This is a genomic window from Methylobacterium sp. E-066 (assembly GCF_022829635.1).
In the GTDB taxonomy this organism is placed as follows: Bacteria; Pseudomonadota; Alphaproteobacteria; order Rhizobiales; family Beijerinckiaceae; genus Methylobacterium.
This window is the reverse complement of record NZ_JAKSYO010000010.1, coordinates 1-16,653: the sequence shown is the minus strand read 5'-3', so window position 1 is coordinate 16,653 and position 16,653 is coordinate 1. Positions and strand designations below refer to the sequence as shown.

Sequence of the window (16,653 nt, the reverse complement as noted above, 5' to 3'; positions counted from 1 at the left end):
GACTTCTGCACCCGGTTCGGCACTGAGGCGCATGGTCTGGGCTGGACGGCACCGCAGTTGTTCGGCGTCCATCCCGAGCACGGCACGCTCCGGGTCGACTACTGCGGCGCGCTGATGGTCGCCGGCAAGAAGGCGCAGGCGGTCGAGGCGGATCGGGTCGTGTTCGAGCGGACTGCGGCCTACCGGAACACGCCGGGCAAGGTGTGGGGCCCGCCGATCTGGGAGTTCAAGGCGAAGGCCGGTTGATGCAGCTCCGATGGGAGCCCTCGCCGATCTCGGTCGTTGGCTTACCATGCGTACAGCCCTCATCGCCCTGATCGTACTGGTTCGGTTTGGCCCTGACGTCGTCTACGCGACGCACCACACACTTCCGCAGCCGGACCTGTCGCGTCAGACGACGGCGCCGAAGTGGATCGTCAGCCCGCCCGCGGTCGTGGTGATACGGCCGCCGACGCCCTGATGCAGGCCCGAAGACGGGCGCGTTCGCAGCGATCGGTAGCCAGAAGTAACTGACGCCATTCTGTTTCTTCGGCACCATCCACAGCACTTCACCGCCAATTCTTGCCCTCTGCGATCATCCGTTGAACCGAGACCTCGCATCGGGTCTGTTCGCATTTGTTCTCATGCGGCGGAGGGGCAGGTGCATCTAAATCGGGTCGACGAGCTGTTGATCCAGAGTCCCGACGCTGTGCGGGTCCCCTTGATCGGGCAGGCCCTGTGCGCGGGCTTCCCGTCGCCGGCCGACGACTTCCTGGAAGGCGCGCTGGAGCTGCCGCGCTGGCTCGTGCTAAACCCACCCGCCACCTTTCTGTGGCGGATCTCCGGCTCGTCCATGGAGGGGGCCGGGATCTATGACCGGGATCTCGCCTGCGTCGACCGCAGCCTCAAGCCGTCCCACGGCAGCATCGTCGTCGCGGCGGTCGACGGAGAGATGAGCTGCAAGCGCCTGGTGATCGACGGCAACGTCGCCCGGCTGGCGTTCTGCAGCCCGGAGCTGCCCGCCTTCGCAGTCGACGAGCTGGGAGAGGGCCTGATCTGGGGGGTGGTGCGGTTCTCGATCCGCTGGCACGTCGCCCGGGGCCGACTGTCGTGAGCATGCAGGCGCCGCGTCTGCGCGATCGGATCGGCGGCGGCCGGGCGGTGGCGCTGATCGACGGCAACAGCTTCTACTGCTCGTGCGAGCGGGTGTTCGATCCGAAGCTCGCCGCGGTACCGGTGATCGTGCTCTTGAACAACGACGGCTGCGCCATCGCCCGGACCAGTGAGGCCAAGGCACTCGGCATCACGATGGGCGATCCCTACTTCAAGATCCGCGAGATATGCCGGCGGCAGGGCGTGCGGGTGTTCTCCTCGAACTACACGCTCTACGGCGACATGAGCGGCCGCACCAACGCGGTCTACCGGTAGTTCAGCCCGCAGGTGGAGATCTACTCCATCGACGAGAGCTTCCTGAACCTCTCGGACGTGGCGCCAGGCCTACGGGTGGAACTCGCGCGGGATCTGCGCGCCACCGTGCGGGCCTGGACGGGGATCCCTACGTGCGTTGGGATCGGCCCCACCAAGACGCTGGCGAAGCTGGCCAACCACATCGCCAAGACCGTGCACGACCTGCAGGGCGCGTGCGATCTAACTGACCCGACTGCCTACGCGCACTGGCTCTGCCGGATCGACGTCGCCGAGGTCTGGGGCATCGGCCGCGCCTCGCTGGCCAAGCTGGAGGCGATGGGCGTCGAGAGCGTGGCGGATTTGCGCGATCTCGATCCCAGACCGGTGCGCAAGGGCCTGACGGTGGTGGGTGAGCGCATCATCCACGAGCTGCGCGGGCTGGCCTGCCTGCCGCTGGAGATGGTCCCGGCCCGGCGAAAGGGCTGCGCGGTCACCCGCTCGTTCTCCGGCCGGGTCGAGGACCGCGCTACGCTGGAGGAGGCGGTCTCCGCCCACGCGACACGCCTGGGTGAGAAGCTGCGGCGCGAGGGGCTGGCAACCAACCACGTCACGGTCTTCTACCATACCAGCGAGCACGACCGGGACGCACCGATGCGCTCGGTTTCGACCACGGTCACGCTGCCCGAGCACACCTCGGACACGCTGGCGCTGATCAAGGCGGCTCAGCACGGCGTGGCCATGACTTGGCGCGAGCCCGGCGATCGGCCGTGGCGGTACTCCAAGGCCGGCATCGTCACGAACGACCTCGTACCCCTGTCCCATAGCCCGCGGGCGCTGATCGGCGCGATGGACCGGGAGCGGTCTGGCCCGCTCATGGCGGCGATGGACGCCTGCAACTCGCGCTGGGGCCGTGGTTCGGTGGTCCCAGCCCGTGCGGGGCTGGTAGCCAAGCGGGGGTGGGACACGAAGTTTGAGATGCGCACCCCGCGCTACACCACCCAGGTGGGCGAACTGCCGGTGGCCCACGCCTGAAGGTAGGGGACGACCAAGCCATGGTGTGAAAGCGCACCTGAGAGGAGAAGCAGCGCCCCTTATGCGCGAGCCACAACCTATGGGCGGTTGTTCGCTGCACTGCTGGTGCATAGCTTGGTGTTGTGGAACGGCGATGGCGTCGCGGTTCCGCAGCCCTCCCAAGGGCGTTTCCTCCCAAGACTTCGGGCCGCTCCTTCGGGAGTGGCCTTTTTTGTGTCCAGTCGTGATCGGAGGACGCCGAACTCGCAGGCCCAAGGCGTCGTCACCCGGCCTCGGCCAACTCATCGACACTGGAGGCAACAGTGAAGCCCTCGCGATCGAACACACTGTAGATCACCACCGCTGGCTCTAGGTCGAGGCCGGCGATGTGCGCGGCAGCAGCCTCTCTAGCGCTCGCTACCGTCTCGTAGGGGTCGGGCAGTTGATACATGCGCGTCTCTACCTCTTCATCGGACGAGGCAGGCTCAGCAATCGTGATTTCGACCGTGTAGGACATGTCCGCATGCACCCTATTTCAGTGAAACACACCAAAGAACCATAGCAATAGAATGATCGGCAGCGGTATTCCGATCAGCCATAGCAATCCGCCGCGTAGCATTGCCGCCCCCGTCCCCTCATCTCATCCGCTGAGTTCAGACGGTTGCTAGAGGAAACGCACGAAGACGAAAAAGCGATGCGTGGCATCCGCACGAAAGCTGGGGAAGCCGCGGTGTGTGATCCTGGGGTACGACTGCAGGCGGCGCGCGGTAGCTTCGGTCTAGATGAACGCCGCCAAGCCTTCTACGGCTGGCAAGTGGGCCGGCTCGGCTGCTAGGACCGAGATCGGCCCAGCTCTGTCGAGTGCTACGAGGAAGACCGCGCCCCGGATCTGTGCCGCACGGTTATTCCCCGGACGCGCCGCCGGACATGACAAACGCCATGTCGCCCATAGCCTGCTGTAGCTCGTTATGGGCAGCGCTATCTGCCAGCACTACAAGGCTGACGAGCATCAACCCGACGAGAGCAAGGCGACGAATAGTGAGTACGGGGATGAGCATGGAAGCGCCTCAAGGAGACGCTCGCACTGTAGCTGAGCCGTAAGGCGACGGCTGCCGCAACGGAAGCACACCCGGTACGAAAAGCGAACGCCCGGTGTTTGAGCTCAGCTTACTGGCAGACGCGGACGCGGCGGATGTGCTCGTCACCGTAGGGGTCGATGTAGCCACGCCGCTCGAAGTGGCACACCGGGCCCACGTCCTCCTCGACGTAGACTGGGGCGGGCGCACGGTAGACCGGGCGGCCGGGATAGTACCCGTTGTTCGCCGAGGCGATCGCGCTGCCGGCGACGACGCCCCCGAGCAGGCCGAGTGCAGCGGCACCACCGACGCCAATGCCGTCACGGGCCTGTGCAAATGGCTGAGCGCCACACAGGACAACGGCCGCCAGGGCGGCCGTGCCGACAGTCTTCAGATATCCACGCATCATCCGACCTTCACGATGTGCAGGCGGCCCCGCGCTCTGTTGCTACGCGGAGCCGCATCCACCGGGGCTGCCCGGTGCGGTCGCCCGATCAACGGCCAAGGTCAGGGTGGACGTGGGTCGTTAATGAAGCCCTGCTGGAAGGCCAGCTCACAAGGGGACAATCCCGACCATGATCTCAAGGCGCGGACCGAGCCGCCAGGGACATGGGCTCGGTCCGCCTGCCGTTCGGCCTCACATGTCCAACGGGGCCGCAGCGACGCTGTAGCATTACCGCGCACCACTGGCGGCCACCATCGGTAGCGACCGCCAGGCGCGTGTTAACGGACCTTCAACGATCTCGCGCCCGCCAAGCCTGACATCCTCGTTAACCCCACAGCTCGGCGTTCTCGTCCTTCAGGAAGGCGGCCGTCGCACCAGGATGGCAAATGGTAGGACTATCACCGCTTCTTTCCCAACTCCGCGGCGATGTCTTTGGTCATCAGACCGACCTTGCGGTGGGCTGTTACCAACTGATCGCGTGTCACGCCCCAGCGCTTCATCCAAAATTCCACGGCCTTCCGCTCGGAAAGGTCGAGGCGATCTTTGTCGATGAAGCCGCGCTTGTCCTTCAGGCCAGCCATTCGCCTCGATCTCCAATCAGCCCGCTCAGGATTGCGCGGCAGCCGGTCCAGCCTCTGCGAGGTACGCCCAGGCCGCGGCCTCGTCGGAGAGATCGAACGTCTTGGTCTCGACCGGCATGACCGTTCCGGACAGCGTAATCATGGCGCGGGCGAACAACGGCGCGCCGACCACGACGTACTTCCGGATGTGCGCAACCGAGCGGGCCATAACCGTGCTGGCGTAGCCGTCGAACCGAGCCCCGAGGTCCGAGCCCTCGTAGTTCGACATGATCAGCAGCATGTCGATCGTGCCGTGGACCTTCATCGCCTCGTCAGCGATTGAGGACATCCATTCGATATCCGGCTTGGTGATCCTGTCCTTGATCTCGAAGGCCAGGAGATCGGCGCGTGGCGCATCGCGCTGGATCACCGATCCGTCAGGTGCTGCGGTCATGAAGGACTCCATCGCTATCTCTACGCGTGATGGTCGGAAACAGCGCGTCGCTTGGGTTTGATCCTGAGGGTCATCGTCGGCACCCATGGTCGAGGTCACCTCGGCCATCGCCCCGGGTAAGGATGGCGCTCAGATCCAGTCCTGCCTATCCCCGCGCCCGACCCCGCTCCTCATCCGCAACAGCCTCGACCGCGGCGATGACGTTCTCCAACTCAGCGACCTGGCGAAGCGCGCTCCCGGCTGGCAGCCCATCGTGTTCGGCCATCGCCAGGATGAGCGTGCGCTGGTGCGCCTTCAGGCGTTCGAGGAGGGCGTTGAGCTTGTCGGACATCGGCGGGCTGTAGCCGTGAGGGTCTGGCTCAACAACCTGGGCATCTCGACAGCTACGCTCACCGAGACCATTTTGCCGGGATGCGCTACGCCCTCGCCGCCTTGATCCTAGCAACCGTGCCTGCGGCGAACGTCCAAGCACAAGGGGCTGCCGACATCGCTGCGTGCCGGGACGTGAAGGACTCTTTGCTCCGCTTGCGGTGCTTCGATGATGTTTCCAAGCCCTCGCCGCAGAAAGCCCCTGCCAACGCATCGAAGCCGAAGGTCCCCGATTTTGCGGCCTATGCTGCCGACCCGTACCGAGGCGCAATCAACCTCCCCGATTTTCGGGGCCGTGATCGCGAACATGCTACGTACCGGACCCGCATCATGGCTGGGGCGAAGTCTGGGCCGAACTTCGCCGGCTACCTCGCGATGACGCAGATCGGCTGCGGGAGCAGCTGTAGTTTCGTACCAGTTGTGGATCTTCGAACCGGCCGCGTGCTCAACTTCCCGCTTGGCGGCGAAGACAATCTGTCGCTCGATCTTCAGTACCGCGTCGATAGTCGGCTCGTTTCTGCGAGGTGGGTTTCTGAAGAACGCTGCCAGCAGGAAGAGTTAATCTGGACGGGTACCGCGTTCCAGCGGGGGACGGTTCGCGACCTCGGAGACCGCGAGGTCTGCTACCGGATGGCTGAGTGAACTGACCGCACGAAAAGCCCGCCACGGCACTCCGGCCGGGCGGGTTGAAGGTTGGTTTGTCGGCTCGGGGGAGTCGACGCCGCGACCGTACTGCCGCACACGTCTGTGTCACGTCACGAAGGTGCGAGGCCGATACAACGAACACCTACACAGTCGCGGACTGAGCGTTCTGCAGCGCCAAGCTGTGCATGTTGCCGAACGCGCTCTCCATGATCCGGGCGGCCTGGCGCGGGTTCTCGGCGCCGTTGATCGTGGTGGTCTGGTTGAATGTCTGGTTCACCGACTTGCTGGTGCTGCCGCCGTTGTTCACCACCGAGTTCGCGCCGGGCGACAGCGGCTTCATGTAGTCGGCCACGTTGAAGTCCGGCATCTGCATCATCTTCGGCAGGCCTGGAACGTGGATTTGTGGGGCGGCGCTCGATCCGTCCGCACCCTTCACCTCGATCTTGGGTGAGGTGACTTGGATGGAGGACTGAGCGACCCGATCCAGCGGCACGGTGGAGGCCTTCGGATCGACCTTCTGCATCAGCTCGACGGCGATCCGGTTGTTGGCGCCGACCAGCGAGGCCCACTCGTTCCGCAACCCGGTCGAGTTGGCTCCGCGCTGCCGGGCGAGGTTCGCCCCGATCCGGTCCTGCGTCTTCTCATCGAACAGGTCGGTGCTCTTCAGCCCGAGCTTGCGCATCTGATCGCGCAGGGTGTCACCGACGATCTGGTACCTGCCCATCGCCGAGGAGTTTGGGTTCCCCGGCTGGCGGCGCATGTAGTTGCCGAGCGCTAGGATTTCGTCGAGCGTCTTGGTGGTGAGCTTCTGTTCCTGGCGCCCGGGCAGGTAGCGGCCATAGCCGAGGGAGGTGTCATACCCGCCATTGGGATACTTCGCGGTGCCCTCCGATCGAGCGATGTGATCCAGCACGTCTTTGTAGGCGCCCGGATTGGCCGCCACGCCGCCGGACTGATCGCCGCGCATCGCACGTGCCGCACGGGCACGAAGGCCGCCACGAGGATCCGCAGGCGCGTTCGGGTCTGGCTTGCCGCCCCAGGATTTTGGAGCGAACCGCTCATATAGAGAGCGATCATCCCTCACCGGGCCAACAGGCCCGCCCGAGCCGATGACGACCCCCGGGCCTCCGTTCGCCTTCTCAAAGGCAGCCGGCCCAGCCATGATGCCACCGATGGTCTTGTCGTAGGCACCGAGGATCGTTGAGAGGTGGGTGACGCCGGCAATCTTTTTCAGGACGCCGAAGATCGTCTCGAACGCATTCGCGATGCTTTTGACGCGGTCGGCGAACGCATCCCAGCGCTTCATGAACGCGTCGCCTTCATTGCCGGCGAACCACGTCACCATGGCGCCGAGCTTTTCGGCGAGCCACACCACGGCATTTGAGATGCCGGTCATGATGTGTTCGACCTTCTCGGGATTGGCCGAGATCCAATCCTGAAACCGCTTGACGATGGCTTCCAGGGCCGGGGCGAGGCTGACCATTAGCTTGTCGCCGAGCGCAGACACCGTCGCCTGTAGGCGTGTCAGCGTGCGCTGGAACGCCATCGAGGCGTCGGCGGCTTCCTTGCTGTTGACCCCGAGCGACTTGGTCGTGGCGTCGTACTCGGCGCGGTACTCATCGAGCTTCTTTATGTAGTCGGTAACAAGCTTGTAGTTTTCCTCCGAGATGCCGGCCAACCCGGCCTCGCGGAAGCCGACATCGTAGGGGTGCTTGTTGAGTGCCCGAACGGTGTCGAGCGCCTGATCGGCCGCGTCCTTGGTCATGTCCACGCCCAGGCTCTGGACGTAGCTCTTAACCCCGCTGTTCTCGCGGATGGCCTTCGCGAAGTTCTCGACGAAGCTGACTGCCTGCTCCGAACTGCCACCAACCTGCTTGAAGGCGTAGCTGAGCGAATTCAGGCTCTGAACGGAGGCGCCCGTCCGGGCCGACACGAACCCGAGGTGATCGAACGCCTTCGTCACCCGGTTCGTGGCGTAGCTCACGGCGGTCGCCATGGCGGTGGCGGCTAGCGCCAACCTCGACATGCCGGCCATGAAATCCTTGTGCCGAGCCTCCCGCTTCCGGGTCGCCTCCTGCTCGGCCTTCTCCTTCTGCTCGGCGGCAGCAAGGGCTGCCCGCGCCTCCTTGAGGTTCGTCTCCATCGTGAGCTTGGCGATGTCCTGCTCGGTCTTCGCACCGGCCCAGCGGGCATCCTCGATCCGCTTCTCGGCGGCCTTCACGGCGGCCTCGTAGTCAGCGATCGACTTCTTGGCGGTGTTGAGCGAGCCGGTATCGACCTGAAAGCCGAGCGCGACGGAAAAGGATTTCAGCCAATCATCCATAATCGACCCCCTAGTGTAGCTTGTGCATGACGGCGCGGATCTCGGCCGGCACCTTGTCGCCGCCGCCGTCCAGCCACCGCTTCACTGTGAAGCCGAGCGCATAGCCGACCATGTGCTCTAGCGTTGCGCCATCGATGTCGGCGAAGGCGGGTTCGGGATCGCCCTTGGGCCAGACCGGCAGCCATTCGCCGCCCTGCTCGCGCGTCAGGCTCGCGCCGCTGGCCCGCTCGATCAGGTCCGTGTCGTCGTCCGTCAGCTTGCCCCAGGCCCGGAAGATCGTCTGCAACACCTTCGGCACGTCGAGGTTTTGCCGAATGGCGATGCGCGAGCCGGGCGCCAGCACGAGCGGCAGGGCTTCGGCGATCAGCGGGGCGAACCGGCGCAGGATGCGGGTTTCCATCTGGGCCGGCATCCGGTCGAAACGGTAGCGGTTGCCGGCAATCTCGAATTCAGGCGTCATGGCTGAGCTTCTCCGATGCTTCCCAGGCCCGCAGGGTGATGTCGCGGAGCCGTTCCAAGCTTTCCGGCTCAAGGCCCCGGCACATCGCAAATCCCGTCAGGACCATGACGGCGACCTGTGTGCAGATCTCGTCATCGGCCGAAATACCGAAGTGCGCCAAGCCGGCGCGGGCGCCGTTCATCGCGCCGTAGAAAACTTGAGGGTCCAAATTATTATCATTGTCCATTGGTTGGGCTCCCAATGCCGCGCGAGGATAGAGCGTAGGACGAGGACAAAGCATCCAGCCGAACGCAAATGAAATTTGTGAAAAATGACTCACCACGACTATCGCCGACGTGACCGACATAGAAAACTTTGTAACGTCCATCGCTAGAGATGCCGAATTGGTTCAGAAGTTTATTGTTTGGTTCGCCGGTGATGCTGGGATCATACTCGGCCTGCTGAATGGACTTCTGATCGATCCGCACCACACAGCCGGGGACTATATTTCCGTTGAGCAGCGCGACGCCCTCAATGCCTTGGATCGTCTGGATCGGCATGCCCACGAGACCGGTGCGGCTGTTCAGGACGATCTCGCCGCCGGGCAAAGCCTTGTCATTCCCGAGAACTTGAAGCTTACCCTTTTGAATTGACCACGACGTGCGGGTGGCCGCGCAGATCTGGCGTAGGTGGTCCTTCACGTTGCCGAACAGAGCGGCGCCGCGTGAAAACTTGACCTTCGACAGGGCCGCGGTGTCGATGAAGCCAAGGCCAATCCCGAGCGCCTTCATCGGCTCAAAGCACGCCATGACACGGTCGTTGTGCGTGTGTCCGGCCGAGAGGGTTTTGTTGACGACCGCGTAGTTGCGCGGCGTGCTGCCATCGGTGGCGAGGATCGCCAGCACCTTGTCGGTCACGTCGGTGCGTAGGTTCCGAGCCTGCCGGATCTCGCCGTCAAACAACACATAGGACTGCCCGGTTACATAGCCGGCGCTGACCTTCACCCGCTTACCGACGAAAAACGCCGACTGCGTGCTGCTGTCTTTCAGATTGTAGATACCGATGCGCGCGACGTTCGGCGTGCTGGTGTCCTTCATGGTGATCTCGAACGTCATGCGCAGGCCCTGCCCGCCGTTCTCGTCACCGCGGTAGGTCCAGGTCGCGCCGCCCTCGATCTCGACGGACATGTTGCGCAGGTATTGTTCAGACATCGCTGCCTTTACCCACCGATGTTGCCGCGGGTGATGGTGTAGGTGAAGGAACGGCGGTAGCTGCCCGTGTCGATGAGAGGTTTTGTGCCTGTCCGCCCGCGCCGGATACGGGCTTTGATCGTGCGCTCGGTCAGGGGAGCGAAGGCACCCTCCGTGATCTGTTCCTGCACCGCGCTCACGCCCATCAAGCCGATGACGTTGAGCGCTTTCTCCGGCGCGTCGAGATCGCCGAGGAATGCCTGCTCAGCCGCCTTCTTCAGCCGGGCGGCGATCTGCTCTCGAATGCTCTTGATACCCGGCACAAGGTGCGGGCGGGCGGGCAGGTTCTTCTCCGGGTCGCCGGTCTCTAAGCGGTAGCCCAGCGCGGAATTGCCGATCGGTGTCTCGCTCTTCTCAGCCGGGTGCATGCTGTCAGCAGGGATGCCGACCAAAACCCGTTTCGACAGTTCGCGCAGCACCGACCGCGCGAACGGGTCGAGCTTACCGGGCGTGACCGTGAGCTTGGATGTGATAGCCATAGCACCGTCAGCGAGGGTTGGCTTGTGGGTTGCCGGCGCCGGCTCCGAGACGGGACCGCGCCGGCTGACGGGGTTGTTGGTTCACGACACTCACCGCCTTGTCGTGCCCGACCCATGGAAGCCGGGAACCGCACCAGGGGAGGACCTACCCGAGCGCAGCGTCTGCATCCGTCTCCAGCGCCCGCTGGAAGCCGAGCCACGTCGTCGTGGCGCGCGACAGGAGGTCGGTCGGCTCGTTGGTACGGAAGCCAGTGAAGGTCTTGGCGAGTTCGGCCGTCTCGGGCTTCAGCCGGTAGACCGAGACCCCTGCCCCGCCGTGCATCCGCTGAAGCGCATGGGCGGCCAGCTCAGCGCGGCGATGGATGGCGCCGGCCTTCCGACCCTCGGTGGCGATATCCTCGGCCACCGCCTCGATCACGCCCCGGGCTGCGGCCTGAACCTGAGTCTCTGCCTCGGCAAGGGCGTGGCGCTTGCCGGCCAGCACCTCGCCGATCGCGGCCACGGCCTGCCGGGCGGCAGCAGCCTTCACCCGGGCGCGATCACGCTCATGACGGGCATCGAGGCTCGCCGGATCGGGAGCGAGGTCGGGCTGCTCGCCGCCCCGCTCCGACCACTCGGTGATCCGGCGGGCCAACTCGTCGCCGCCGTCCAGTTCGGCGAGGCGACCACGGCTTTCGGCGAGGATGGCCTCATGCTCGACCGCCTTGGCGTTCGACAACGCCGCTTCCTTCGCAGTGACAGCCTCACGGGCGCCCGCGCGGCAGTTCAGGGCATCTCGGAGCCTGGCGCGCGCCTCGACCTCCAGAGCCGGCATTTCGGGCGCCGGGCCGGCGGACTGCTGATGGGCGTCGAGCACCGCCAGTGCCGATCCGGTCTGAGCGGCAAGGGAAAGCTCGGCAGGCGGGCGGGACACATCCACCCGGGCCCGCTCGGCCAGGAAGGCGTTGAGCTCGCCGTGGTTGCGGGGCGCCTCCCGCAGGACAGGTGCGGTGCTGGTCCGCGTCGGCAACACCGTCACCCGGGCGTCGGTCAGCTGGTAGAGCGTCCGATCCACGGCAGGCGCAGGGGCAGCGGCCGGCACGGGGACTGCAGCCCGAGAATGGTCACGACGGTCAACGTCGGCAGCCGGTGCGGCGCTGTTGAAGCGTGGAACTTGCGGGGCGAATTCGTGGATGGGGCTGCTCATCGGGTGGTCCTTCCGTAAAACTTATCGGCCGCTTCCTGCCGGGCCTTGTTCTGCTGGCGCTGGCGCTCAGCGCGGTCGCGCCACGCCTGGTCGAAGGCGGCGCGATCACGGACGGCCTGCACTTCGGGCGGCGGGTTGGTGAGATACGCGCGGGCGTCGGCGAGCGCCTTGCGTTCAGCAACCCGATCAGTGGCAGCCTTCAGCGTGTCGAGGCTGCTGTGGATGCTGTCGAGCACGCGCTTGAGCTTCTGAGTACCCGATGGCTGCCTACGTCGGGGCGCTGCGTCTCGTGTCGGGATCGCGATGTCGATGGTGCTGCTCCGCATCTCAGATGCTCCTCAAGCGGTAGGTGAAGTGATGGGCAGGATGGGCTCGCCCGGCAGGAGCAACGGGTCGGAGAACCCCATGCTCGACTGCCGGGCTTCGCACCAAACGACGGGACAGGAAGGCCGTCGCTCGATCCGGCGAATGAGGTTGGCCGCAACGGGGCTGGTGGTCGCGCTAGCCATCGAGCAGCCTCGCCCACATGCCGGGGTCGTAGTCTCCGGGCTGCTTCTGCAGGCTCACCAACACACCGGCAGCGGCGTTCGCCACGTCGTCGTGGGCGCCCGGCGCATGATCGATGCTGTCCCGGCCGCCGCGGGCCGTGCGCCGCTCCAGCATCACGAGCTGCGTGATTAGAACAGGTACGTCGAGCAGCTCGACTTCGCCGCTGTTCAGCCTCGGCAACAGGTCGACGTAGATCTGGTTCTTCGGCTTCTCAGCCGGCGTGTAGGTGATCCCGTACCGCTGGAAGCTCTCCGCAGGCCACGAGCCGCCGTACCGGTCGCCCGATACCTGCGAGACCTGGTAGCGCTTCAGTAGGTCCGAGAACTCCGAGACCGCCGCCTCGGGGCTGAACGGCGCCTTGCGCTCGCGGAGCGCGTCGAGGATCAGCCGTTCATTCTCCCGGTGGCCGATCGCCATCGTCATCGAGTCCGACACGCCGCCCGACGGATCACAGAATGCGCTGTAGGTGATGCCGGTGATCGGGGCCCGCTCGACAACACCACGCGGGATCGCGGCCTCGACCACCTCGCGGGTGATGAAGCTCTCAACGTCGGATCTGAACTCGGCCAGGTACTCGGCCGAGGCGCTGGGCAGGTCGCGCTCCAGGGCCTCGTCGATCAGACGCTGCGGCACGCTGGGGTTCATAGTGCGGGTCGCTGCACGCCACACCAGCGCGGGTGCATCGTCCCGGCCGTGGTAGCGCTGGAAGGCATCGTAGAGGGCACCACGCCGCGCGTAGGGGCTGCTGGCGCACAGCATCATCCCGTTCGGGATCGTCGCCATGGCCGGGCGCAGGGCGTCGAGGATCTCGTAGTCCGGGCTGGCCGAGGTATCAGAGGGCCAGAACGCCAGCTCGTCGCACAGGGCTGCCGCCAGCGTGCGGCCGCGGACGGCGCGGTAGGAGGAGGTCCCGACCTCGATGGTGACGCGGTTGGTGAGGTCGAACTCGTCAGCCGTCTCCCGCTCGATCATGCGGGCCAGCATCGGCACCTCGGTCAGCAGGCCGCGGATGTACCGGAAGATGGTTCGGGCCTGCCGGCGGTCCGTGGCGATGATTAAGATGGTCGCCCGCTCGCCGGGGGCGAGGTACTGGCGGTAGTCCCGGAAGCAGGCGAGGTAGACGGCGATCAGGGCCAGCACGAAGCTCTTGCCGGCGCGGCGCCCGCAGATGAGCCACGCCTCGGTGGCGGCGGCCTCAGGGGCCTCAGAGCGACCCGTACAGGCCCGGTAGGTAGTCGCCTCGGCCTCAGACAGCGGCAGCCCAAACAAGGCGCCCACGAAGCCCCTCCAAGCAGACCACGTCTCGGCATCCTTGAACCAGGGCCCGAACAGCTTCGGGTCGGACATGGCCTTGAGCAGGTTCATGCTGCCGGCCTCGCGTCGATGTAGTCGCGCAGGTCAGGCGTCACGTCCCGGGCACGGCGCTGCAGGCCGAGGGCTTCGAGGAGCCGGCGCAGGTTGCCGCTGGTGCGGGAGTACAGGTCCAGGGCAGCGGGGTCGGCCTCGCCATCACTGGCGAACCGCTCCTCCATCCGCTCTAGCTCTACGGTCAGCGTGGCGATCCGGCGGACCAGGCTCCTCTCTGCCGCGGACACCGCCGCTTCGCCGCCAAGGTCCGACAGGTGCAGGGCCATGAGGTCCCGCATGCGCCGAGCCCAAGCCGAGCGGCCGTCTGCGATCGTCAGCAGCGCTGAGCCGTTCGTGACCCGGCTGCGATGTGCCGGCTTTGGTGCAGCGATGTTGGGGCTATCTGCCACCGATCCAACAGCCTTATGGGACATCTGTTGGACAAAGATAGTGCGGGCAGGTGTCTAAGTCACTGTAGTTAAACGTATAAATAGGTCTAAGCGCGTTCAAGTTATCGCCTTGATCAAGCGACAACGGCTGATCACGGGATTTTTAAATCGCTATTAGGAGCGCGAGCGCGATCTCTCAGATCTCTATATCTCGCAGCGATAGGCTCAATTCGATGCAACCTGTGAACCTATTGTAACCCCGCCACTGATAGTGCTCGTGGTCGTGCAGCCTGGGTGACACATGGACAATCAGCGTGCCGCCCGTCGCGTGTCCATCAACATGATGGGGCGCATCACCATGCCCGATGAAGCGGCGATCCCCTGCGTGATCCACGACATCTCGAAGTGGGGCGTGCGGGTCCGACTCGACGGCACCGAGCGCGTTCCGGACAAGTTCACGTTGATCTTCGACGCGACCGAGAAGGCGATCGGGTGCGAGACGGTCTGGAAAAGCTCTGACGAGATCGGCGCCCTCACCGACCTGATGGAATAAGGCACGCCGCCAACGGCCGGGATCGGATTTTCAGTGCTTGAACAGCGCTGCGACCACCGCGATCAACGTCCCGCCCGCGATCGGTGCGAACAGCCCGAGGATCGAGATCAGGATGATGAGCGTGACGGCGGCGTTCTCGGCCCGCTTGGCATCCCGTGACGGTTTCCGCGGCGGCTCCCATGGTGGCGGGACGGATCGCTGATCGGGTGGGACGAACACCAGCGATTCCTTGAAGCGGGCTACGAACTCATGCTGAGGCTATGCGCGAACAAGCAGCATGTCACCGCGGCGATCCCCCCGCTGCCTAATCGCGTTCTGCCGCGTTGCCCCTCCCGAACACGCTGGAGGTGAAACTTGGCCTACGTGACGATCGATAAGGACGGCGAGCCCTGGATGTTCTGCCATGCCACACACGATGGCGATCTTGAGCGTCAGATCGAGACCGCCCGAGCGGAAGCTCCGAACGCCACATTCACCCATCGGCTCTCGACACCGATAGAGAGCCAGCACTGCGCGGACGCGATGGATGCGCAGGGTGGGATCGTCGAAGATCCGTTCGAATTCTTCGCCGTGCCGGTGGTAGATGACTTGGCTACGTGACCAAGCGAGCCGGCCTACGGAACGGTTCTGCGCGAAGCCGAGCCGACGAGGGTTGATGCTCTTCGAACCTTGGATTGAGGGAAAAACCTAAAGCGAATGCTCACGCTAAAGCTTGCCGTTAACCACTCGTTAACAGGTTGGGCATAGCGGTTCACGGGTGGTCGGTGGACGGGGTCTGCCGCGCATGTCGGGCGAGCTTCCGATGATCCTCTTAGTAGCGGCAGCGATCGGTAGCGGCCTTGTGACGGCCATCGTCCTAGCGCCGGTCAGCCCATTGGCGGCTCTACTGACGGCCCCACTGGTTGCGAGCGTAGCGACCGGGTTTGCGTGCCTGCTGATCGGCTGGCACAGCACCCGGGACACTCGGGACGTGACGATCCTCGACGAACAGACCGACGCGATGGTGGCGGCGCTCCGTGAGGTCGCCGATCACGCAAAGACCGCGACGGCTACGCCTGCCAAGGCGACGGCTATCCACCACAAGGTCGCGTAGCGCCTCAGAGGAGATGCAGAAGTTCTGCGGCCGGTGGGGTGACAGCACCGGGGACGCGGTTGTGCATCATCCTGATATAGGCGGCCCGAGCCATCAGACGCTCAGCCAGACTGCTACCCGGTTGACGGCTCGCCAACTCCCGGGCGGCCTCTTCCATCGTCTCCGGCTCCTCGCCCCATTGCATCTGTTCTTCAGCTGAGACGAGCAGTCTCCAGAACGGGATGAATTCGTCCGACATTGGTGCAGATCCCGACGCAACTGGCTTCACGGCGGGATAATCGCAATTGTCACGCTTCCTTGGCTGTCCGTTCGTTTTTCTAGCGCCGCTGCTCGCGGAGCTGGACGCTGGACTGCGCCTTGCGCCGCCGATCCTCCTGCACGTCCCCCATGGCGATCGCGATATCGCTGGCCGGCACGTTCTTAAGCCTCGGGATGAGTTTGAGCAGCGTTTCCCGCGGAATCTTTTCGACCAGCATCTCGGCCGCGCGCTTCGCAGCTTCCTTCCGATCGGCATCGGTCAGGTGAGCGTAGTGCTTTGCCCAAACCCCTCGGATGATGTCGTTCCGCTGCGGCTTAGTGATGTAGCCAATACGGAATAGCTCGCGGGCCGCCCCTTCTTGCCAATCGGGGTTGTCCTTCGCCTCGTCCCAGACCTGCTTCAACTCACTGAAATCGTGCTCGACCTCCGACGACATGGGCCTGCGCGCCGCCGCCGTGCGCTTCGGTCCAGTCGCCTCGGCCGCCGCTTCCCGCACGCTCAAACCCGCAACGCGTTGCGCTTTTGCCGGGTCGTTTTCGACGTGCCGGGCGATCCGCATGTAGAGCTGCGCGGTCCTGGGCGAGACCGTGGTGTTCAGCCGGAGCCAGGCATCCCAGCCCCCGTGCGGCCCTGCGCTCGGCCGAAGCGGTCGGCATGGTAGCGGCACTGTGCCACCACGAGTGAAGAAGCTGAGCGGGAGAATGCCCCTACGTACCCTCGATGGACCTGTACGACCTCGAATTCTGCGCGCTCCTCACCATCGCGACCCTTGGCCTGTTCGTGCCCGTGATCATCGTGTGGTGGAAGGGCCGCCCGATCATGCCGATCGCGGTGCTGAGC

Annotated in this window: 22 protein-coding genes and 2 pseudogenes; 7 read left to right on the top strand and 17 right to left on the bottom strand. The window is 64.9% G+C overall.

The features are described from left to right. The 3 genes and pseudogenes from MKL20_RS00305 to MKL20_RS00295 form a co-directional block, all read left to right on the top strand. Nucleotides 1–246 (top strand): annotated as a pseudogene (locus MKL20_RS00305) (hypothetical protein); the annotation flags it as partial. A gap of 394 nt (nt 247–640) precedes the next feature. Beyond that, nucleotides 641–1,093, top strand: coding sequence for a LexA family protein (locus tag MKL20_RS00300; protein WP_244035013.1), 453 nt, complete (start codon nt 641–643; stop codon nt 1,091–1,093). 2 nt (nt 1,094–1,095) lie between these two features. Further along, a pseudogene (locus tag MKL20_RS00295) lies at nt 1,096–2,418 on the top strand (Y-family DNA polymerase). Nucleotides 2,419–2,680: 262 nt separating this feature from the next. Here MKL20_RS00295 and MKL20_RS00290 read toward each other — a convergent pair. From MKL20_RS00290 to MKL20_RS00270, 5 genes are all read right to left on the bottom strand, one after another. Beyond that, nucleotides 2,681–2,914 carry a hypothetical protein gene (locus MKL20_RS00290; RefSeq protein WP_244035012.1) on the bottom strand — a complete coding sequence of 78 codons (234 nt, stop codon included), beginning with the start codon at nt 2,912–2,914 and terminating at the stop codon, nt 2,681–2,683. 650 nt (nt 2,915–3,564) lie between these two features. After that, nucleotides 3,565–3,879, bottom strand: coding sequence for a hypothetical protein (locus MKL20_RS00285; RefSeq protein WP_244035014.1), 315 nt, complete (start codon nt 3,877–3,879; stop codon nt 3,565–3,567). Between the two features lie 437 nt (nt 3,880–4,316). Further along, nucleotides 4,317–4,499, bottom strand: a complete 183-nt coding sequence (locus MKL20_RS00280) for a DUF3606 domain-containing protein (protein WP_092046309.1) — start codon at nt 4,497–4,499, stop codon at nt 4,317–4,319. 25 nt (nt 4,500–4,524) lie between these two features. Then, entirely contained in the window at nt 4,525–5,019 is a 495-nt protein-coding gene (locus MKL20_RS00275) for an STAS/SEC14 domain-containing protein (protein WP_244035011.1), read from the bottom strand. Nucleotides 5,020–5,077: 58 nt separating this feature from the next. Then, nucleotides 5,078–5,263, bottom strand: coding sequence for a hypothetical protein (locus MKL20_RS00270; protein ID WP_244035010.1), 186 nt, complete (start codon nt 5,261–5,263; stop codon nt 5,078–5,080). A gap of 80 nt (nt 5,264–5,343) precedes the next feature. On the opposite strand from MKL20_RS00270, the gene MKL20_RS00265 reads away from it, so the two are divergent. Further along, nucleotides 5,344–5,943: a hypothetical protein gene (locus MKL20_RS00265; protein ID WP_244035009.1), complete on the top strand. Its 600-nt coding sequence runs from the start codon at nt 5,344–5,346 to the stop codon at nt 5,941–5,943. A 145-nt stretch (nt 5,944–6,088) separates the two neighbouring features. Here the strand turns inward: MKL20_RS00265 and MKL20_RS00260 are convergent, their stop codons facing one another. From MKL20_RS00260 to MKL20_RS00220, 9 genes are all read right to left on the bottom strand, one after another. Continuing rightward, complete coding sequence (locus MKL20_RS00260) at nt 6,089–8,089, bottom strand: hypothetical protein (RefSeq protein WP_244035008.1); 2,001 nt, start codon at nt 8,087–8,089, stop codon at nt 6,089–6,091. Nucleotides 8,090–8,279: 190 nt separating this feature from the next. After that, entirely contained in the window at nt 8,280–8,729 is a 450-nt protein-coding gene (locus MKL20_RS00255; RefSeq protein ID WP_244035007.1) for a hypothetical protein, read from the bottom strand. Then, on the bottom strand, nt 8,719–8,955 hold the full coding sequence (locus MKL20_RS00250) for a hypothetical protein (RefSeq protein ID WP_244035006.1): 237 nt from the start codon (nt 8,953–8,955) through the stop codon (nt 8,719–8,721). The genes MKL20_RS00255 and MKL20_RS00250 overlap by 11 nt, the downstream gene beginning before the upstream one ends. Then, complete coding sequence (locus MKL20_RS00245) at nt 8,945–9,919, bottom strand: hypothetical protein (protein WP_244035005.1); 975 nt, start codon at nt 9,917–9,919, stop codon at nt 8,945–8,947. Before MKL20_RS00245 ends, MKL20_RS00250 begins: the two co-directional genes overlap by 11 nt. An 8-nt stretch (nt 9,920–9,927) precedes the next feature. Continuing rightward, nucleotides 9,928–10,437, bottom strand: a complete 510-nt coding sequence (locus MKL20_RS00240) for a hypothetical protein (RefSeq protein WP_244035004.1) — start codon at nt 10,435–10,437, stop codon at nt 9,928–9,930. A 145-nt stretch (nt 10,438–10,582) separates the two neighbouring features. Continuing rightward, nucleotides 10,583–11,491, bottom strand: a complete 909-nt coding sequence (locus tag MKL20_RS00235) for a hypothetical protein (RefSeq protein ID WP_244035003.1) — start codon at nt 11,489–11,491, stop codon at nt 10,583–10,585. Nucleotides 11,492–11,619: 128 nt separating this feature from the next. Then, the gene (locus MKL20_RS00230; protein WP_244035002.1) at nt 11,620–11,949 is read right to left on the bottom strand and encodes a hypothetical protein; all 330 of its coding nucleotides are present in this window, start codon (nt 11,947–11,949) and stop codon (nt 11,620–11,622) included. A gap of 175 nt (nt 11,950–12,124) precedes the next feature. Next, nucleotides 12,125–13,537 (bottom strand): hypothetical protein, encoded by a 1,413-nt coding sequence (locus tag MKL20_RS00225; RefSeq protein WP_244035001.1) that lies wholly within the window; start codon nt 13,535–13,537, stop codon nt 12,125–12,127. Continuing rightward, entirely contained in the window at nt 13,534–13,806 is a 273-nt protein-coding gene (locus tag MKL20_RS00220; protein ID WP_244035000.1) for a hypothetical protein, read from the bottom strand. Before MKL20_RS00220 ends, MKL20_RS00225 begins: the two co-directional genes overlap by 4 nt. 403 nt (nt 13,807–14,209) lie before the next feature. On the opposite strand from MKL20_RS00220, the gene MKL20_RS00215 reads away from it, so the two are divergent. Then, entirely contained in the window at nt 14,210–14,461 is a 252-nt protein-coding gene (locus MKL20_RS00215) for a PilZ domain-containing protein (RefSeq protein ID WP_244034999.1), read from the top strand. A 30-nt stretch (nt 14,462–14,491) separates the two neighbouring features. Here MKL20_RS00215 and MKL20_RS00210 read toward each other — a convergent pair whose 3' ends face one another. Continuing rightward, on the bottom strand, nt 14,492–14,680 hold the full coding sequence (locus tag MKL20_RS00210; protein ID WP_244034998.1) for a hypothetical protein: 189 nt from the start codon (nt 14,678–14,680) through the stop codon (nt 14,492–14,494). Nucleotides 14,681–14,815: 135 nt separating this feature from the next. Between MKL20_RS00210 and MKL20_RS00205 the strand changes: the two genes are divergently transcribed. Both MKL20_RS00205 and MKL20_RS32880 read left to right on the top strand, forming a co-directional pair. Next, nucleotides 14,816–15,061: a hypothetical protein gene (locus MKL20_RS00205; RefSeq protein ID WP_244034997.1), complete on the top strand. Its 246-nt coding sequence runs from the start codon at nt 14,816–14,818 to the stop codon at nt 15,059–15,061. A gap of 370 nt (nt 15,062–15,431) precedes the next feature. Further along, nucleotides 15,432–15,554, top strand: coding sequence for a hypothetical protein (locus tag MKL20_RS32880; protein ID WP_279594431.1), 123 nt, complete (start codon nt 15,432–15,434; stop codon nt 15,552–15,554). A 4-nt stretch (nt 15,555–15,558) separates the two neighbouring features. On the opposite strand, the gene MKL20_RS00200 is transcribed toward MKL20_RS32880, so the two are convergent. Beyond that, nucleotides 15,559–15,792 carry a hypothetical protein gene (locus tag MKL20_RS00200; RefSeq protein WP_244034996.1) on the bottom strand — a complete coding sequence of 78 codons (234 nt, stop codon included), beginning with the start codon at nt 15,790–15,792 and terminating at the stop codon, nt 15,559–15,561. 79 nt (nt 15,793–15,871) lie between these two features. Beyond that, nucleotides 15,872–16,372, bottom strand: coding sequence for a hypothetical protein (locus MKL20_RS00195; protein WP_244034995.1), 501 nt, complete (start codon nt 16,370–16,372; stop codon nt 15,872–15,874). Nucleotides 16,373–16,653 lie beyond the last annotated feature (281 nt).